This is a genomic window from Aquisalinus flavus (assembly GCF_014640095.1).
Taxonomy (GTDB): Bacteria; Pseudomonadota; Alphaproteobacteria; order Caulobacterales; family Parvularculaceae; genus Aquisalinus; species Aquisalinus flavus.
Map to the genome: position 1 here is coordinate 1,337,431 of NZ_BMGH01000001.1, position 14,660 is coordinate 1,352,090.

14 protein-coding genes and 2 tRNA genes are annotated in these 14,660 nt (G+C 60.8%); 7 read left to right on the forward strand and 9 right to left on the reverse strand.

The genetic code is table 11. From position 1 onward, the window contains the following. Positions 1-73: 73 nt before the first annotated feature. The 4 genes from clpA to IEV88_RS06135 all read right to left on the reverse strand — a co-directional run bounded on the left by clpA (position 74) and on the right by IEV88_RS06135 (position 4,087). Positions 74-2,404 carry an ATP-dependent Clp protease ATP-binding subunit ClpA gene (clpA, locus tag IEV88_RS06120; RefSeq protein WP_188160357.1) on the reverse strand — a complete coding sequence of 777 codons (2,331 nt, stop codon included), beginning with the start codon at positions 2,402-2,404 and terminating at the stop codon, positions 74-76. A gap of 48 nt (positions 2,405-2,452) precedes the next feature. Next, complete coding sequence (clpS, locus tag IEV88_RS06125; RefSeq protein ID WP_206711367.1) at positions 2,453-2,830, reverse strand: ATP-dependent Clp protease adapter ClpS; 378 nt, start codon at positions 2,828-2,830, stop codon at positions 2,453-2,455. 152 nt (positions 2,831-2,982) lie between these two features. Further along, positions 2,983-3,390, reverse strand: a complete 408-nt coding sequence (locus IEV88_RS06130; protein WP_188160359.1) for a DUF1499 domain-containing protein — start codon at positions 3,388-3,390, stop codon at positions 2,983-2,985. Positions 3,391-3,604: 214 nt separating this feature from the next. Beyond that, positions 3,605-4,087: a phasin family protein gene (locus IEV88_RS06135; protein ID WP_188160360.1), complete on the reverse strand. Its 483-nt coding sequence runs from the start codon at positions 4,085-4,087 to the stop codon at positions 3,605-3,607. A gap of 345 nt (positions 4,088-4,432) precedes the next feature. Here IEV88_RS06135 and IEV88_RS06140 point away from each other — a divergent pair, with 345 nt between their 5' ends. Continuing rightward, positions 4,433-5,821, forward strand: coding sequence for a D-alanyl-D-alanine carboxypeptidase family protein (locus IEV88_RS06140; RefSeq protein ID WP_188160361.1), 1,389 nt, complete (start codon positions 4,433-4,435; stop codon positions 5,819-5,821). A 111-nt stretch (positions 5,822-5,932) separates the two neighbouring features. Here IEV88_RS06140 and IEV88_RS06145 read toward each other — a convergent pair. The 3 genes from IEV88_RS06145 to IEV88_RS06155 all read right to left on the reverse strand — a co-directional run bounded on the left by IEV88_RS06145 (position 5,933) and on the right by IEV88_RS06155 (position 6,609). Further along, a tRNA-Gly gene (locus tag IEV88_RS06145) sits at positions 5,933-6,006 on the reverse strand. 98 nt (positions 6,007-6,104) lie between these two features. Further along, complete coding sequence (locus IEV88_RS06150; RefSeq protein ID WP_188160362.1) at positions 6,105-6,344, reverse strand: GIY-YIG nuclease family protein; 240 nt, start codon at positions 6,342-6,344, stop codon at positions 6,105-6,107. Positions 6,345-6,524: 180 nt separating this feature from the next. Next, a tRNA-Tyr gene (locus IEV88_RS06155) sits at positions 6,525-6,609 on the reverse strand. A gap of 140 nt (positions 6,610-6,749) precedes the next feature. Here IEV88_RS06155 and rlmB point away from each other — a divergent pair. Then, positions 6,750-7,583 carry a 23S rRNA (guanosine(2251)-2'-O)-methyltransferase RlmB gene (gene rlmB / locus IEV88_RS06160; RefSeq protein ID WP_188160363.1) on the forward strand — a complete coding sequence of 278 codons (834 nt, stop codon included), beginning with the start codon at positions 6,750-6,752 and terminating at the stop codon, positions 7,581-7,583. 83 nt (positions 7,584-7,666) lie between these two features. On the opposite strand, the gene IEV88_RS06165 is transcribed toward rlmB, so the two are convergent. Beyond that, positions 7,667-8,191, reverse strand: coding sequence for a hypothetical protein (locus tag IEV88_RS06165; RefSeq protein ID WP_188160364.1), 525 nt, complete (start codon positions 8,189-8,191; stop codon positions 7,667-7,669). Positions 8,192-8,397: 206 nt separating this feature from the next. Next, positions 8,398-8,820, reverse strand: coding sequence for a nucleoside-diphosphate kinase (gene ndk, locus IEV88_RS06170; RefSeq protein ID WP_188160365.1), 423 nt, complete (start codon positions 8,818-8,820; stop codon positions 8,398-8,400). Positions 8,821-8,957: 137 nt separating this feature from the next. On the opposite strand from ndk, the gene IEV88_RS06175 reads away from it, so the two are divergent. From IEV88_RS06175 to IEV88_RS06195, 5 genes are all read left to right on the forward strand, one after another. Continuing rightward, positions 8,958-9,371: a DUF4870 family protein gene (locus IEV88_RS06175; RefSeq protein ID WP_188160366.1), complete on the forward strand. Its 414-nt coding sequence runs from the start codon at positions 8,958-8,960 to the stop codon at positions 9,369-9,371. A 64-nt stretch (positions 9,372-9,435) separates the two neighbouring features. Next, a complete protein-coding gene (locus IEV88_RS06180) occupies positions 9,436-11,349 on the forward strand; it encodes an ABC-F family ATP-binding cassette domain-containing protein (protein WP_229731422.1) in 1,914 nt (637 codons plus the stop codon). Continuing rightward, positions 11,349-12,011 carry a tRNA (guanine(46)-N(7))-methyltransferase TrmB gene (gene trmB, locus IEV88_RS06185; protein WP_188160367.1) on the forward strand — a complete coding sequence of 221 codons (663 nt, stop codon included), beginning with the start codon at positions 11,349-11,351 and terminating at the stop codon, positions 12,009-12,011. Before IEV88_RS06180 ends, trmB begins: the two co-directional genes overlap by 1 nt. 124 nt (positions 12,012-12,135) lie before the next feature. Beyond that, a complete protein-coding gene (locus IEV88_RS06190; protein ID WP_188160368.1) occupies positions 12,136-13,215 on the forward strand; it encodes a GGDEF domain-containing protein in 1,080 nt (359 codons plus the stop codon). Between the two features lie 189 nt (positions 13,216-13,404). Further along, on the forward strand, positions 13,405-14,646 hold the full coding sequence (locus IEV88_RS06195) for a bifunctional alpha/beta hydrolase/OsmC family protein (protein WP_188160369.1): 1,242 nt from the start codon (positions 13,405-13,407) through the stop codon (positions 14,644-14,646). Positions 14,647-14,660 lie beyond the last annotated feature (14 nt).

Sequence of the window (14,660 nt, forward strand, 5' to 3'; positions counted from 1 at the left end):
TCTCAGCACACCAGCTAAAAAAAGCGGGCCAGATTTAAACCCGACCCGCTTGCCTGTGGCTAAACACGGATCATTACCGCTCGACCTTGGCCTCTTCGACCTTGCCGTTGCCCTCGACCGGCTCGACCGATTCGGGGTCTTCCGGGATATATTCGAAGGCGAGCTTGGTGGGGTCCTTGGTGTCGATCAGCACGCGGACGATGCCGCCCTTGCGCAGGGACCCGAACAGGATCTCGTCGGCGATCGGCTTCTTGACATATTCCTGGATGGTGCGGGCCAGCGGCCGTGCGCCCATCTCCTCGTCGAAGCCGCGCTCGGCGAGCCAGCGGGTCGCCTCCTCCGACAGCTCGAAGGTGACATTGCGGTCGGCAAGCTGCGCTTCCAGCTGGAGCACGAACTTGGCGACGATGCGGTCGATGATCGGCGCCGACAGGCCGGCGAAGTTGATGATCGCATCGAGGCGGTTGCGGAATTCCGGGGTGAACAGGCGGCGGATCGCCTCGCCCTGCTCGCCGGTCTTCTTGCCGGCACCGAAGCCGATGGCGTTCTTGGTCGCATCGGACGCGCCCGCATTGGTCGTCATGATGACGATGACATTGCGGAAGTCGATCTTCTTGCCATGGGTGTCGGTCAGCGAGCCATTGTCCATGACCTGAAGCAAGATGTTGTAGATTTCCGGATGCGCCTTCTCGATCTCGTCGAGCAGTACGACGGAATGCGGGTGCTGGTCGACGGCGTCGGTCAGCATGCCGCCGCCCTGTTCGAAGCCGACATAGCCCGGCGGGGCGCCGATCAGACGCGAGACCGTATGGCGCTCGCCATATTCGGACATGTCGAAGCGCAACAGTTCAACGCCCATCATCGAGGCGAGCTGCTTGGCGACTTCCGTCTTGCCGACGCCGGTGGGGCCGGCGAACAGATAGGAGCCAATCGGCTTTTCCGGTTCGCGCAGGCCGGCGCGGGACAGCTTGATCGCGGCGGAGAGCTGGTCGATTGCCTCATTCTGTCCGTAGACGACGCGCTTGATATCGTCCGGCAGGGAGCGCAGGCGCTCGACATCGTTCTTGGAGACGGACTTGGCCGGGATGCGGGCCATGGTGGCGACCACATCCTCGATCTGCTCGACGCCGATAGTGGTGACCCGGTCCTCGGGCTTGAACAGCATCTGGCGGGCTCCGGCTTCGTCGATCACGTCGATCGCCTTGTCCGGCAGCTTGCGGTCGGTCATGTATTTCGAGGCCAGCTCGACGGCGGTCTTGATCGCCTCATCGGTGTATTTCAGCTTGTGGTGATCCTCGAAATAGGACTTCACGCCGCGCAGGATCTCGATCGTGTCGTGCACGGACGGCTCGGTGATGTCGATCTTCTGGAAGCGGCGGGCAAGGGCCCGGTCCTTTTCGAAATGCTGCTTGTATTCCTTGTAGGTGGTCGAGCCCATGCAGCGGAAATTGCCGTCCTGCAGGGCGGGCTTCAAGAGGTTGGAGGCATCCATCGCCCCGCCCGATGTGGCGCCCGCACCGATGACAGTGTGGATTTCGTCGATGAACAGCACGGCGCCGTCCATGTCGGTGATCTGCTTCAGGACGGCCTTCAGCCGTTCCTCGAAATCGCCGCGATAGCGCGTGCCGGCGAGCAGCGCGCCCATGTCGAGGGAATAGATGACGGCGTCTTCCAGCACTTCCGGCACGTCGCTCTCGACGATCTTGCGGGCGAGGCCTTCAGCGATGGCAGTCTTGCCGACGCCGGGATCACCGACGAGGATCGGGTTGTTCTTGCGACGGCGGCACAGCACCTGAATGGCGCGTTCGACTTCGCGCTCGCGCCCGATCAGCGGGTCGACCTTGCCCTTGCGGGCCTTGTCGTTGAGGTTGATCGTATAGGCCTCGAGCGCATCCGGGCCCTGGCGGGTCTGGGTGTCGTCATCCTCGCCAATGCCCGATGGCGAGCGCGATTCGTTCATGGCCGGGTTCTTCGACAGGCCATGGGAGATGTAATTGACCGCATCATAGCGGGTCATGTCCTGGGCCTGGAGGAAATAGGCAGCGTGGCTCTCGCGCTCGGCGAACAGCGCGACGATGATGTTGGCGCCGGTCACTTCGGAGCGGCCGGAGGTTTCCACATGGATCAGCGCGCGCTGGACGACGCGGTGGAAGCCGGTGGTCGGCTTGGCCTCGTCGAGGTCCTCCACGACCAGCTTGGCGAGGTCTTCCTCGAGATAGTCGATGACGTTCTGGCGCAGCAGCACGATATCGACCGAGCATGCCTTCATGACGCCGATTGCGTCCGGGTCTTCGGTCAGGGAAAGAAGCAGGTGTTCAAGGGTCGCGAGCTCGTGCTTGTGCTCGCTGGCGATGGCTATGGCGCGATGGATGGTTTTTTCGAGATTTTCACTGAAAGCGGCCAAAAGATACTCCGTGGGGTTTGGTACTGTCTCTACTATGTGGGTACGCCGTTAATCCTTTTCCATGATGCACTGGAGCGGATGCTCGTTTCGCCGGGCCAGCTCAAGCACTTGTGCGACCTTGGTCTCCGCGACTTCGAAGGTATAGACCCCGCAAATGCCGACACCGGTCTGGTGTACATGCAGCATGATCCGAGTCGCTTCTTCCCGGCCCTTTTTGAAGACCGCCTCGAGGAGCCAGATCACGAACTCCTGCGGGGTATAATCGTCGTTCAGAAGTATGACCTTGTAAAGGGCCGGCCGCGCGGGCTTGACGCGCGTCTTCGTGACCGTGCCGGTTTCCCGGCCAGGACTGCCCCTTCCGGGATTATTATTGTCCGGATCATCGGGATCGTTATCGGCCAGGTGGGTCGGTCGTGTGGTTGGCATAGGAACTGTCATCGCGCGGCGGTCTGATTTCATCTCGAGATGTAGCATGATGTGATTGAAGAAGAGTGTAGTCTAACGGGGATCGCGGCTCAGGTCAGCCACAACACGCCTGCGACCAAACCCTGCACGCGATAAGCTGGGTCCGATAAGGTTTATTTCAAGGGCAGGCGCCGCTCGAGGTCGGCGAGCCAGCCCAGCACGCGCTGCTTGTTCACGCCAAAATCGTAATAGCCGTATCTGGCCTGGCTGTGCAGCAGGACGCGGGTTGCGGGCAAGCCGCCCTCCTCGCCGGCAACGAAGCGCACGGTGATGGTGTCCGGCAAATGCAGGAACCGGGTGCGCTGGACATATTCGCGCTGCCAGCCATCGCTCGAGCGCGCCGTTTCCTCGAGCCGCGGCTGCTCGGCGATCAACGCCTCCCAGGCCTCGACAAGTTGAGCCAGCGGGACGTCGAAGACCGGGGCGGGCAAGTCGCAGCCCGCTTTCGGACAATGCTCTTCGGTGCAGGCGAGATAATTGTTCGGCCTGGACGGGCGGGTGAAGGTCAAAAAATCGATCATGGCCTGGCCTTTCTGCGAATTATGACGGCGGCTTGGCGCCGATGCGCTGATGGCTGCGAAGACTGCCGGTCGTTCGATGGTTCCTGGGGCGTCGAAGATGACGCAGGGGCGGCGAAGACAGGAAAGGCCCGGCTGCAAGAGTCTCACAGCCGGGCCCGGAAACGCTACAGGGAAGATGTCAGGCTATCCCCTTGATAGCCCGGCGACCCTTTAATCAGACGCGGAAGGACTGGACCTTCTCGACCATCGCGGTATAGCGGCGGCTGAGCGGCTCGGTGCAATCCTTGGCAGTGGCGATCCACATGTCGGACAGCTTGTTCATCTGCGACATGTTGGATTCGAACGCGGAGCGCACATAGTCGGTTTGCGCTTCCATGAAGTCCTGCGGGGTTTTTGCCGACGCAACGGTCTTCATCTGCTCGACGGATTTTTCCATCGAGGATTTGGCGTAGTTGGCCTGCTCGGTCGCGATGTCCTCGAAGCCTTTGGCAAAGGTCGACGCGGAAGCAACAACGGCTTCGACGTTGTCTTTGCCGAATTCACCAAACTCAGCCATGCCCTTGGACATTTTTTCCATGTTCTCTTTCATGGTCGCCGAGGCTTGCGTGCTGTAATCTTTCATTTTCTCTTCGAATTTCTTCGCCACGTCGTTTGCGGCGTCGACGGTTTCTGCTTGAGCTTTTTTCGCTGCACTCATGAGGGATCTCCTTTAAGTTATAACCCGTATGTACATTCGGGACTAACCCGCTATGCCTATGTTGCACTGCAAAAGATGGTGGAATCGGCGGGGAATGTCAAGACTTTTGTTGCAGCGCACAATTTTTTCATGAGCAGAAAACCGGAGACTCGTGGTGTTTTGGTAAACAGTTCCTTAACCGCTTGTTTACCCAAATAGCAGAAACTGTAACCTGACATTGCAACTGTGATATTGTATCGTACAGAAAACGCATTGGGTCAGGGTATTGGGTAAAACGTCAATCAGGGGTACCATGAAGCTATGTCGGTAGGTAAGTTGTGTTCAATCGCCATGTTGGCAGTCGTGATGATAGCGCTCGCCGCCGTCTCGCCAGCCAGCGCCAATAGCAAGTATGCCGCGCTCGTGATTCATGCGGATACCGGCGACATCCTGTTCGACCGGTATTCGACCCAGAAGCGCTACCCGGCCTCCCTCACCAAGATGATGACGCTGTATATGCTCTTCCGCGAGCTGGAAGCAGGCAATGTCGATCTCGATACGCCGTTGAAGGTCAGCAGCACCGCCGCTTCCATGCCCGCGTCCAAGCTGGGCGTGACAGCCGGGTCGACGATTACGGTCGAGGAGGCGATCCACGCCCTGATCATCAAGTCAGCCAATGATGTCGCCGTCGTCGTCGCCGAGAAGATCGGTGATAGCGAGAGCAGGTTCGCCCGCATGATGACGGAGCAGGCCCATACCATGGGCATGCACGCCACGACATTCCGCAATGCCTCCGGTCTGCCGAATTCCACCCAGGTATCAACGGCGCGCGATCTCGCCATCCTGTCCCAGCGCATCGTGCAGGACTTTCCGCAATATTATCACTTTTTTGGCGAGACGTCGTTCACCTGGAAAGGCAAGACCATCAATGGCCACAACAAGCTCGTCGATACGTTCGACGGTGCCGATGGCCTGAAGACCGGCTATACCCGCCTGTCCGGCTATAACCTCGCGACGACGGCGCGGCGCGGCGATGACCGCCTGATCGGCATCGTGCTCGGTGGCCGCTCCAGCTATACCCGCGACGCGCATATGAAGAAAATTCTCGATGATGCCTATCAGGCGATCGAGGCCACGCCGACGCTGATCAGCGCCCTGCACCGTGAAAAGCCCGAACCCAACCTGAAGCCGACGACGCTCGCCAAGCTCGGCGGCGTCTGGCCGAAACCGGCGTCCGGACCTGACCGTCCGGTGGTCATGGCGGCGGCGGAAATGGACACCGTGTCCGGCTCCCCGGCCCTGCAGGCGCAGTTGAAAGAAAAGATCGAGTCCGGTGACTGGAAGGATGCCGACGCCCTGACCGCGGCCGGCGACCTCGCCGCTCTCAGCGATGCCGACAAGCTCAATACGGCCGCTCTGCGCGTTGCCAGTTCGGACGAGGAAGATATCACTATCGGCGAAGGCGACATCGACTATGCCAGCCTGAGCCGTGAGCGCCGCTGGTCGATCCAGACCGGCGCCTATCGCGATGCCTCCCTCGCCAGCACGGAAATGGTCAATACCAAGACCGTCATCGCAGGCGTTGCCGACATTCTGATCAACGAGATTTCAGAAACGACCTCCGCCGGCAAGCCGATCTATCGCATCCGCTTCAACGGGATGACGGAGAACGAGGCCCAGACGGCGTGCAAGGCCGTGATCGCTGATGGCGGTGACTGCTTCACGCTGGTCAATCCGGCCATGTCCGGCATCTGACCGGCCTCTTTTCGTCGAAAGCCGCTTGGTTCCTGCGCATACAGAAGGGCTGCGAGCGACCGTCCCGGGACGGCGAGGTCTTTCGACTTGAAGGCAGCGGCGGGGAGAAACTGGAGCGGGTAGCGGGAATCGAACCCGCATATTCAGCTTGGAAGGCTGCTGCTCTACCATTGAGCTATACCCGCCTTCGCTGCGCTTCGGCGCGGCAAGCCCGCACGATCACAGCGAACACCTTGGATACGAAGGTGTGGTGATGATTGCAAGGGGGATTTGGGGGGAGGTGTTAGAGCTGCTTCTTGGAAAAAGCGCGATCCGACGCCGTCTTCAGATATTTCTCGAACGCCAGCGCCTTCTCATGATCGGAAAACGCAAGATAGGTTTTGATTGCCCAAGGCCTGAATTTGGCAGTGTGTGCGACAGCACCGCAATTGTGTTTGCTCAACCGATCCTTGAGGTCGGACGCAATCCCGACATAGTGTCTATCGGGATCCAGCTCACTTTTGGGGATATAAACGTATTTCATAACGGCCCGCCGGCGCTAAGGCTTCGGCTCGGCAGCCATCGCGACTTCGAGCCGGATGATGTCGTTCTTGCCTGGGCCTGCCGAGCCGTAGCTCGAAGAGCGAAGCCCCTGCCGGGGCATTCTCCGTCTAAAATCGATCCACTGGATCGATTTTTCTGCCTCCGGCAGACCGACTATGAATGGTGGAGGGGGCTGGATTCGAACCAGCGTACGCTATGCGGGCAGATTTACAGTCTGCTGCCTTTAACCACTCGGCCACCCCTCCACAGGGCTCACGAGATTACCATATGCGGTAAAAGAGCAGGCGTTATAGAAACGACTCGGGGACCATGCAACACCTAAGCTGCCCTCTCATAATGTTTTTTCGTGCTTTTCCTGCCCCCGCCACTCCTGTATGGCGACGCCATGAATGACAAACGCCCCCCTGCCCGCAAGCCCTCCTCCAAACCCGGCTCAAAACACATTTCGGCCGGCGGAAAGCCCCGCCCGAAAAAAGGCCCGCCGCACCGCCATGAGCGCGAACTCGACGAAGACCGCCCGGTCTGGCTCTATGGCCGCCATGCCGTTGCCGCGGCGCTGAAGAACCCGGACCGAAAGATCCACCGGCTGGTCGCAACCCTGAACGCGGCCCAATGGCTGACGGACCAGGGTATCGAGGCAACGCCGGATGATCTCAAGCCCGACGCGATCGACGGCATGCTGCCGCCGGGCTCCGTCCATCAGGGCCTTGCCGCTTACGTGGACGAACTGCCCCGCGCCCGCCTGAAGGAGACCTGCCAGCCGGTCGCGGGCGAGAACCGCCCGGTCATCGTGCTCGACCAGGTAACCGATGTGCACAATATCGGGGCGATCTTCCGGACCGCTGCCGCCTTCAATGCCCGTGCGATCATCGTGCAGGAGCGGCGCACGCCACCGCTCGCCGGCGCTCTGGCCAAAGCCGCAGCGGGCGCCGTGGACATCGTGCCCTGCGTGCAGGCGGTCAACATTGCCCGCTCGCTCGAGGCGCTGAAGGAAATGGGCTATTTCTGCGCCGGGCTCGCTGGCGAGGCAGTCGCGCTGATCGCTGACATGCCGAAGGAAAAACCGGTGGTGCTGGTGATGGGTGCCGAAGGGGCCGGTCTTCGCGACCTGGTCGGACAGACCTGCGACATGCTGGTCCGTATCCCGATCTCGGCCGAGATGGACAGCCTCAACGTCTCCAACGCCGCCGCCATCGCGCTATACGAGATCGCCCGATAGACCATCAGGATCAAAAAAAGCCCGCCTCGATGAGGCGGGCAGTTTTGAGGGTTTCCAAAAGTTAGGCGTAGTCAGGGTAGGTATCAGCTTACCGACGTCTGGAAACGCGCAAAGTTGAGCGTATAGACTTCCAGCTCCGGTCCGGTCAGCCTGCCGTCTTCGTTGAAGTCGACTTCGGCAAAATCATTCAGCTTCGCAGCAATCCATTCGCGGCGATCCATCGCGCTGTCGGACCCGGCAAAGGCATAGAATTCATTGCGGGCGATCGCGTCGATCGTCGTCTGCTCGTAAGGGGCAAGACGACCGGTGGCCTCGCTCGGCAGGGTAATATGGAAGGTCTGGCGCCCATCGATCGCGACCACCCCGTTGAAACGGGAAAGCGACGCATTGACGACAGCCTGTGACGCATATTCGTCGATGGAAATCAGGCCGTCGGCGTTGACGTCAATCTTGTCGAACATGTTATCCGCATTCAGGCGGGCATCTTCGAGGACGATTTCGGTGCCTTCGGCGCCGAACTGGCTCGGCACAACGTAAGTGCTTGCAAAGCTGGCAGCCCCGAAACCGGTGGCGGCGATGCCCAGTAATACAGCAGTTGTACGTTTCATGACCTTTACTCCTTGTTCCCATCAATAACGGTCTGATACCGATAATTGTTCCCCGCACCGTCTTTTTCGCGACGTCATACAGGTCTTTTCAGGGCAAATGTGGCTTCTTTTTGCACATATGGGAAAGAAAGAGGCAGCCCCCAAGGCTGCCTCACGTGACTGTGCATCTCAGTGTTGATGCAGGTTTGAGCCCCGCATCAGCGTGTTTAGCCGACGATTTCGTCTTCAGTGAAGAAAAACGCGATCTCGTCCTTGGCCGTATCGGGACCATCGGAGCCGTGGACCGAGTTTTCGCCGATGGATTCGGCGAACTCGGCGCGGATGGTGCCTTCTGCGGCGTCGGCCGGGTTGGTGGCACCCATGATCTCACGGTTGCGCGAGATTGCGTTTTCGCCTTCCAGCACCTGGACGACAACCGGGCCGGACATCATGGAATCGACCAGCTCACCGAAAAACGGGCGTTCCTTGTGGACAGCGTAAAAGCCTTCGGCCTGCTCCCGGCTCATGTGAATGCGTTTGGAGGCGACGACGCGAAGGCCGCCCTCTTCCAGCTTGGAAATGATCTTGCCGGTGATGTTGCGGCGCGTTGCGTCCGGCTTGATGATCGAAAAAGTGCGCTCGAGGCCCATGGTTCGGTATCCTTGTACAGTGGAAGAAATTGGTGTCGCGGGCCTATAGCAATGGGGAAGCAGCCTAGCAAGTCCTGCCGGACCACTCTATATCAGGTGATACAGACAGAGGGCGAAAAAACAGGAATGAGAGAATTATGAGCGATCTATCCGCTTCCGAAGGCTCTTCCCGCCAAGACTCTGCCCAGATGCCGGTTGTGATCTATGTGCTTTATCTGGTCGGGTTCTTCATCATTTTTACGCCGGTCGTGGGCGTGATCCTCGCCTATGTCAGCAAAGCGCGGCCTGCGAGCTGGCTCGACAGCCATTATGACAATGCCATCCACATTTTCTGGAAGGGCATCCTGTACATGATCCTGTCCGTCGTGCTGATCTGCCTGTGCATTCCGTTCTTCATTCAGGAACAGATCCTGCCGGGTATCCTCGTCGCTCTCATCGGCTCTTTTGCCGCTCTCGCGCAGCTCGTCTGGTACATCGTGCGCTGCGTGAAGGGCATCATGATGGCCTCGGAGAAGCGGGCCTATCCGGACCCGGAAAGCTGGGGCTTCTGATCCCCCGTCTGTTCGGTGCGAAAGGGATTTATTCCCGCTGCGCTAGCCGCTAAGACCCTCGCCCATGATGCTGCATATCAACGACCTGACCTATCGCATTGAGGGGCGCGTGCTGTTCGACCAGGCGACGGCTGCGATCTCCGATGGCTGGAAGGTCGGGTTCGTCGGGCGCAACGGCACCGGCAAGTCGACCATGCTGAAGCTGATCCGCGAGGAAATCTCGCCGGATGACGGCTCGCTGTCGCTGCGCAAGGGCCGGCGCATCGGCTCGGTTGCGCAGGAAGCCCCGGCGACGCGGGACTCGCTGCTCGACACGGTGCTCGTCGCGGATACGGAGCGCACCGCCCTCCTCGCCGAGGCGGAGACGGCGTCAGACCCGATCCGTATCGCCGAGATACAGACCCGCCTCGCCGACATCGACGCCCATTCGGCGGAGGCGCGGGCCGCGATCATCCTGTCTGGCCTGGGCTTCGACCATGTGGCGCAGGCCCGTCCGTGTTCTGACTTTTCCGGCGGCTGGCGAATGCGCGTCGCCCTTGCCGCCGTCCTGTTCGCCGCGCCCGATCTGCTGCTGCTGGACGAGCCGACCAACTATCTCGACATGGAAGGCGCGCTGTGGCTGGAGAACTATATCCGCCGCTATCCGTATACGGCATTGATCGTCAGCCACGATCGCGGCCTGCTTAACAGTGCGGTCACGCATATCCTGGCCCTGGAACAGGGCAAGCTCTCGGTCCATAACGGCAATTACGATACCTATGAACGCCGCCGCGCCGAGCAGCGGGCCGTGGCGATGGCGCAGGCGACCAAGCAGGACGCGGCCCGCCGCCACATGCAGTCCTTCGTCGACCGGTTCCGGGCCAAGGCCTCCAAGGCCAAGCAGGCGCAGTCGCGCATCAAGATGCTGGAGAAGATGCAGGCGGTCTCGATCCCGATCGAAGAGCGGACCATTCCCTTTCACTTTCCCGACCCGAAGCCGCCCATGGCGCCGCCGATCGTGCGCGTGGTCGAGGCCGATCTTGGTTATACAGAGGGTCAGCCGGTCCTGCGCGATGTCAATCTGCGCATCGACCAGGATGACCGCATCGCCATTCTCGGCTCCAACGGCCAGGGCAAGTCGACTCTGGTCAAGGCGATCTCCGGCCGCCTGCCTGCCCTGTCCGGCAATGTCTACAGGTCGAAGAAGCTGCGTATCGCCTATTTCGCCCAGCACCAGATCGACGAGTTGAAGCCGAAGCAGTCGCCCTATGACCATGTCCGCGCGCTGATGCCGGATGGCACCGAAGCCGAAGTGCGGGCCCGGACCGCGCAGATCGGCTTCGGACCGGACAAGGCCGATGTGCTTGCCGAGAAGCTGTCGGGGGGCGAGAAGGCGCGCCTTCTGTTCGGGCTCATCACCTTCGAGGGACCGCATCTGATGATCCTCGACGAACCGACCAATCACCTCGACATCGACTCGCGCGAGGCGCTGATGATGGCGCTGAACGAATATCAGGGGGCGGTCATTCTGATCACCCATGATGCCCACCTTGCCGAGGCGGTCGCCGACCGGCTGTGGCTGATCAAGAATGGCCGGGCCGAACGGTTCGACGGCGACCTGTCCGACTATCGCGACCTGATCCTCGATGCGAACCGGACCGAGAAATCCGACAAGAAGCCTGTCGAGTCCAAACCTCTGATCAGCAAGGCGGACCAGCGCAAGGCCGCCGCCGACATGCGCAAGGCGCTCAGCCCGCTGAAGAAGACATGCGAGGATCTTGAAAAGGCAATGGACCGGCTGCACGGCGAGATCGCACAGATCGATCAGGCGCTGGCGGCGCCGGGCCTGTTCGAAAAGGACATCGCCAGGGCGACACAGCTGTCGAAGGATCGCGCCCGCACCGTCGAGGCACTGGCGCAGGCCGAGGAGGACTGGCTTGGTGCCACCGAGACCTATGAGCATGCCAGGGCTGAAGCAGAACAGGCCCTGCCGGGCTGATGGCGTTCGCTCGGTCACGCCCCGTTACTTCGAACCAGACCGGTATCCATGCCGATCTCGACGCACGGGTCAGCCGCTATCGCGATACCGACTTTCGCAGGCCGCCGGCCGGTCATTCCCTGAAGGCGTTGCGGACGGTCGAGGCGGCAAGGGCAGCGTATCAGGGCATGCCGGTCATTCTCGATTCCGGGTGCGGTACCGGCGACAGCACCCGGGCGCTCGCCGAACAGCACCCCGGTCATCTCGTTCTCGGCATCGACCGGTCTCTTGCCCGGCTATCGCGTGAGCGCGCCCCCCTGCCCGCGAACGCTCGCCTTGTGCGCGGCAATCTCATGGACCTCTACCCGATGATGGCCGAGACGGGCTGGCACCTCGACCGGCATTACCTGCTCTACCCCAATCCCTATCCGAAAGCGGCCCACCTGTCGCGCCGCTGGCATGGCTCGCCCGTATTCCCGGCAATGCTGGCGCTGGGCGGTACGCTGGAGTTGCGCACCAATTGGGAAATATATGCGAAGGAATTCCTCCAGGCGCTGACGGCGCATCATCGCGATGCGGTCCTGGCGCCGCTGGACATTGACGCCGCGCCGTTAACCCCTTTCGAGAAAAAGTATCACGTCAGCGGCCACCGGCTGTACCGGGTACTGGCGCACAACCCCTGAGCGTCTGACGTGTTTGAATTACTTTAAAATACTGCATTTTCGACCCGCGATTAACCAAATTCCCACCAATTTCCGGGATGATCCGGACAACGATAAAACTGTATTCGGCCGCCGGGGGATCTGCATGAGCCAGCCAAAAGAAAATCAGTATGTCACGCAGGTAGCAACCAATGATGACTACTCGCATAGCGTCCAGGTCGCGAGCGAGGTGTTCGACCTCGTCGCACGCTACATGACCCCGCCCAAGCCCAAGACCTATGAGCTCTGGTACTCCTATGCTTCGCGCGACAACGAGGCCCTGCGCGAGGATGTCGAGGATATCCTGCGCAAAAGCGGTACGCTGAGCGAATATGATATCGACCAGATCCTGTCGGAATATCGCGACAATGAAAAACGCATCGTCCAGGCGCAGGACGCCATCGGCAAGCATTTCGACAAGGAGCTGTCGAACATTCTCCACATGATGGAAGCCAGCGCCGATCGCAGCCAGGACTATTCGACCAGCCTCGGCGAAGCCAATGAAGTCCTGCCCGGCCTGTCCGATCCCTCAAAGATCCGCGACCTGGTACAGTCCCTCATCCTGCGCAACAGGGAAATGCAGGTCCAGACCGAAGCGCTGAGCGAAAACCTTAACCGCTCGAAGGACCATATCCAGTCGCTGCGCGACGACCTCGCCGATCTGCGCGCGCGCAGCCTGAAAGACCCGCTGACCCAGGTCGGCAATCGCGGATATTTCGATGCGACGCTGGCCCATGAAGTGTCCACCGCCAAGGCCGCGGGTCACGACCTGTGCCTCGTCATGACCGATATCGACCACTTCAAGCGGGTCAACGACGTCCACGGCCATATTATCGGCGACTGGATCCTCAAGGATTTCGCGGCGATGATCTCCTCCTCGATCAAGGGGCGCGATTCGGTCGCGCGCTATGGCGGCGAGGAATTCGGCATCGTCCTGCCGATGACGGATCTGCGCGGCGCAAAGACGCTGATCGAAAACATCCGCCGCCAGTTCGAAGCCAAGGAGCGCGTCCTGAAGACAACCGGCAAACCGATGGAACCGGTGACGGCCTCCTTCGGCATTGCCAGCCTGGGCGAGAGCGACGACTCGCTCAGCCTGTTGAGCCGGGCAGACGAAAAGCTGTACGAAGCCAAACGCGGCGGCCGGAACAAGACCGTCACCGACGAGTTGTCTCACTCCGCATAGCCGGCGTTAGCCATCTCACGACGAACAGGCCTCGCCATGCGCGAGGCTTTTTCATTTCCGGGGTGGGTCATCACGTTTTCTCCCGAACGGCACTCGCGGGTTGTGGCCGGATGGCCGGACGTGGGACAATGGGATTTCCGCAACACGGCGCCGGCGCGGCGCCATTTCGGTCTTCAGGAGATGCGATCCATGGCAGGCAATATCGTCAAGCACACTTTCACCGGCGCGTCGGGCGCGCAACTCTCTGCCCGGCTCGACATGCCGGCAGGCCGGGTCGAGGCCTATGCGCTGTTCGCCCACTGCTTCACCTGCTCCAAGGACCTGACCGCCTCACGCAAGATCGCCGAATCACTGACCGCTTCGGGTATCGCCGTGCTGCGGTTCGATTTCACCGGTCTGGGTAGTTCGGAAGGCGACTTTGCCTCGACCAATTTCTCGCTCAACCTCGCCGACCTGAAAAGCGCTGCCGATTATCTGCGCCAGAACTATGAAGCGCCGAGCCTCCTGATCGGCCATTCTCTGGGCGGGGCCGCCGTCATCGCGGTAGCGGCCGAGATACCGGAAGTCAAAGCCGTCGCGACCATCGCCGCGCCCGCCGACGCAGCCCATGTGACGGAGAATTTCGCCGGCAAGCTGGCCGAGATCCGCGACAAGGGCGAGGCGCAAGTCAGCCTCGGCGAACGGCCTTTCACCATCAAGAAGCAGTTCCTCGACGATCTCGACCGGCACGATGTCGAGAAGAGCATTGGCTCGCTGAAACGCGCCCTGCTGATCCTGCATTCCCCGATCGATGCGACCGTCGGCATCGACAATGCACGGCGGCTGTTCGAGGCGGCACGTCATCCGAAGAGCTTCTGCTCGCTGGATCAGGCCGACCACCTGCTCTCCGACAAGCGCGACGCCGCCTATGCCGCTCAGGTCATCTCCGCCTGGGCGACACGCTATATCGGCACCCGCGACCCGATGCCGGAGGAACAGGACGAGGCGGGCTTCGTCGAGTTGACCGAGACCGGCCATGGCAAGTTCCAGAACGCCGTCAAGGTCGGTCCCCACGGCATGCTTGCTGACGAGCCGACCAGCGTCGGCGGCCTCGGCACTGGCCCGACGCCATACGAATTTCTCTCCATCGCGCTCGGTGCCTGCACCAACATGACCCTGCGCATGTATGCCGACCACAAGAAGATCCCGCTGGAGAAGGTCGCGATCCGCGTGCGCCACGACCGCAAGCATATCGACGATTGCGAGCACTGCACCGAGAAGGACCGCGCCATGGGCACGCATATCGACCAATTCGAGCGGGAGCTGACCTTCACCGGCGACCTCGACGAGGCGACCCGCAAACGGCTCCTGGAGATCGCCGACAAATGTCCTGTTCATCGCACCCTTGAAAAAGGCGCGAAAGTGCTCACAAAGGAGGTTCGTGAAGCATAAAGCGCCAAGCCCTC

Excerpts from the sequence above, each read along its gene's own strand:
- clpS (WP_206711367.1), bottom strand. The coding sequence starts at position 2,830 with ATGCCAACCACACGACCGACCCACCTGGCCGATAACGATCCCGATGAT.
- IEV88_RS06130 (WP_188160359.1), bottom strand. The coding sequence starts at position 3,390 with ATGATCGATTTTTTGACCTTCACCCGCCCGTCCAGGCCGAACAATTAT.
- IEV88_RS06135 (WP_188160360.1), bottom strand. The coding sequence starts at position 4,087 with ATGAGTGCAGCGAAAAAAGCTCAAGCAGAAACCGTCGACGCCGCAAAC.
- IEV88_RS06140 (WP_188160361.1), top strand. The coding sequence starts at position 4,433 with ATGATAGCGCTCGCCGCCGTCTCGCCAGCCAGCGCCAATAGCAAGTAT.
- IEV88_RS06150 (WP_188160362.1), bottom strand. The coding sequence starts at position 6,344 with ATGAAATACGTTTATATCCCCAAAAGTGAGCTGGATCCCGATAGACAC.
- rlmB (WP_188160363.1), top strand. The coding sequence starts at position 6,750 with ATGAATGACAAACGCCCCCCTGCCCGCAAGCCCTCCTCCAAACCCGGC.
- IEV88_RS06165 (WP_188160364.1), bottom strand. The coding sequence starts at position 8,191 with ATGAAACGTACAACTGCTGTATTACTGGGCATCGCCGCCACCGGTTTC.
- ndk (WP_188160365.1), bottom strand. The coding sequence starts at position 8,820 with ATGGGCCTCGAGCGCACTTTTTCGATCATCAAGCCGGACGCAACGCGC.
- IEV88_RS06175 (WP_188160366.1), top strand. The coding sequence starts at position 8,958 with ATGAGCGATCTATCCGCTTCCGAAGGCTCTTCCCGCCAAGACTCTGCC.
- IEV88_RS06180 (WP_229731422.1), top strand. The coding sequence starts at position 9,436 with ATGATGCTGCATATCAACGACCTGACCTATCGCATTGAGGGGCGCGTG.
- trmB (WP_188160367.1), top strand. The coding sequence starts at position 11,349 with ATGGCGTTCGCTCGGTCACGCCCCGTTACTTCGAACCAGACCGGTATC.
- IEV88_RS06190 (WP_188160368.1), top strand. The coding sequence starts at position 12,136 with ATGAGCCAGCCAAAAGAAAATCAGTATGTCACGCAGGTAGCAACCAAT.
- IEV88_RS06195 (WP_188160369.1), top strand. The coding sequence starts at position 13,405 with ATGGCAGGCAATATCGTCAAGCACACTTTCACCGGCGCGTCGGGCGCG.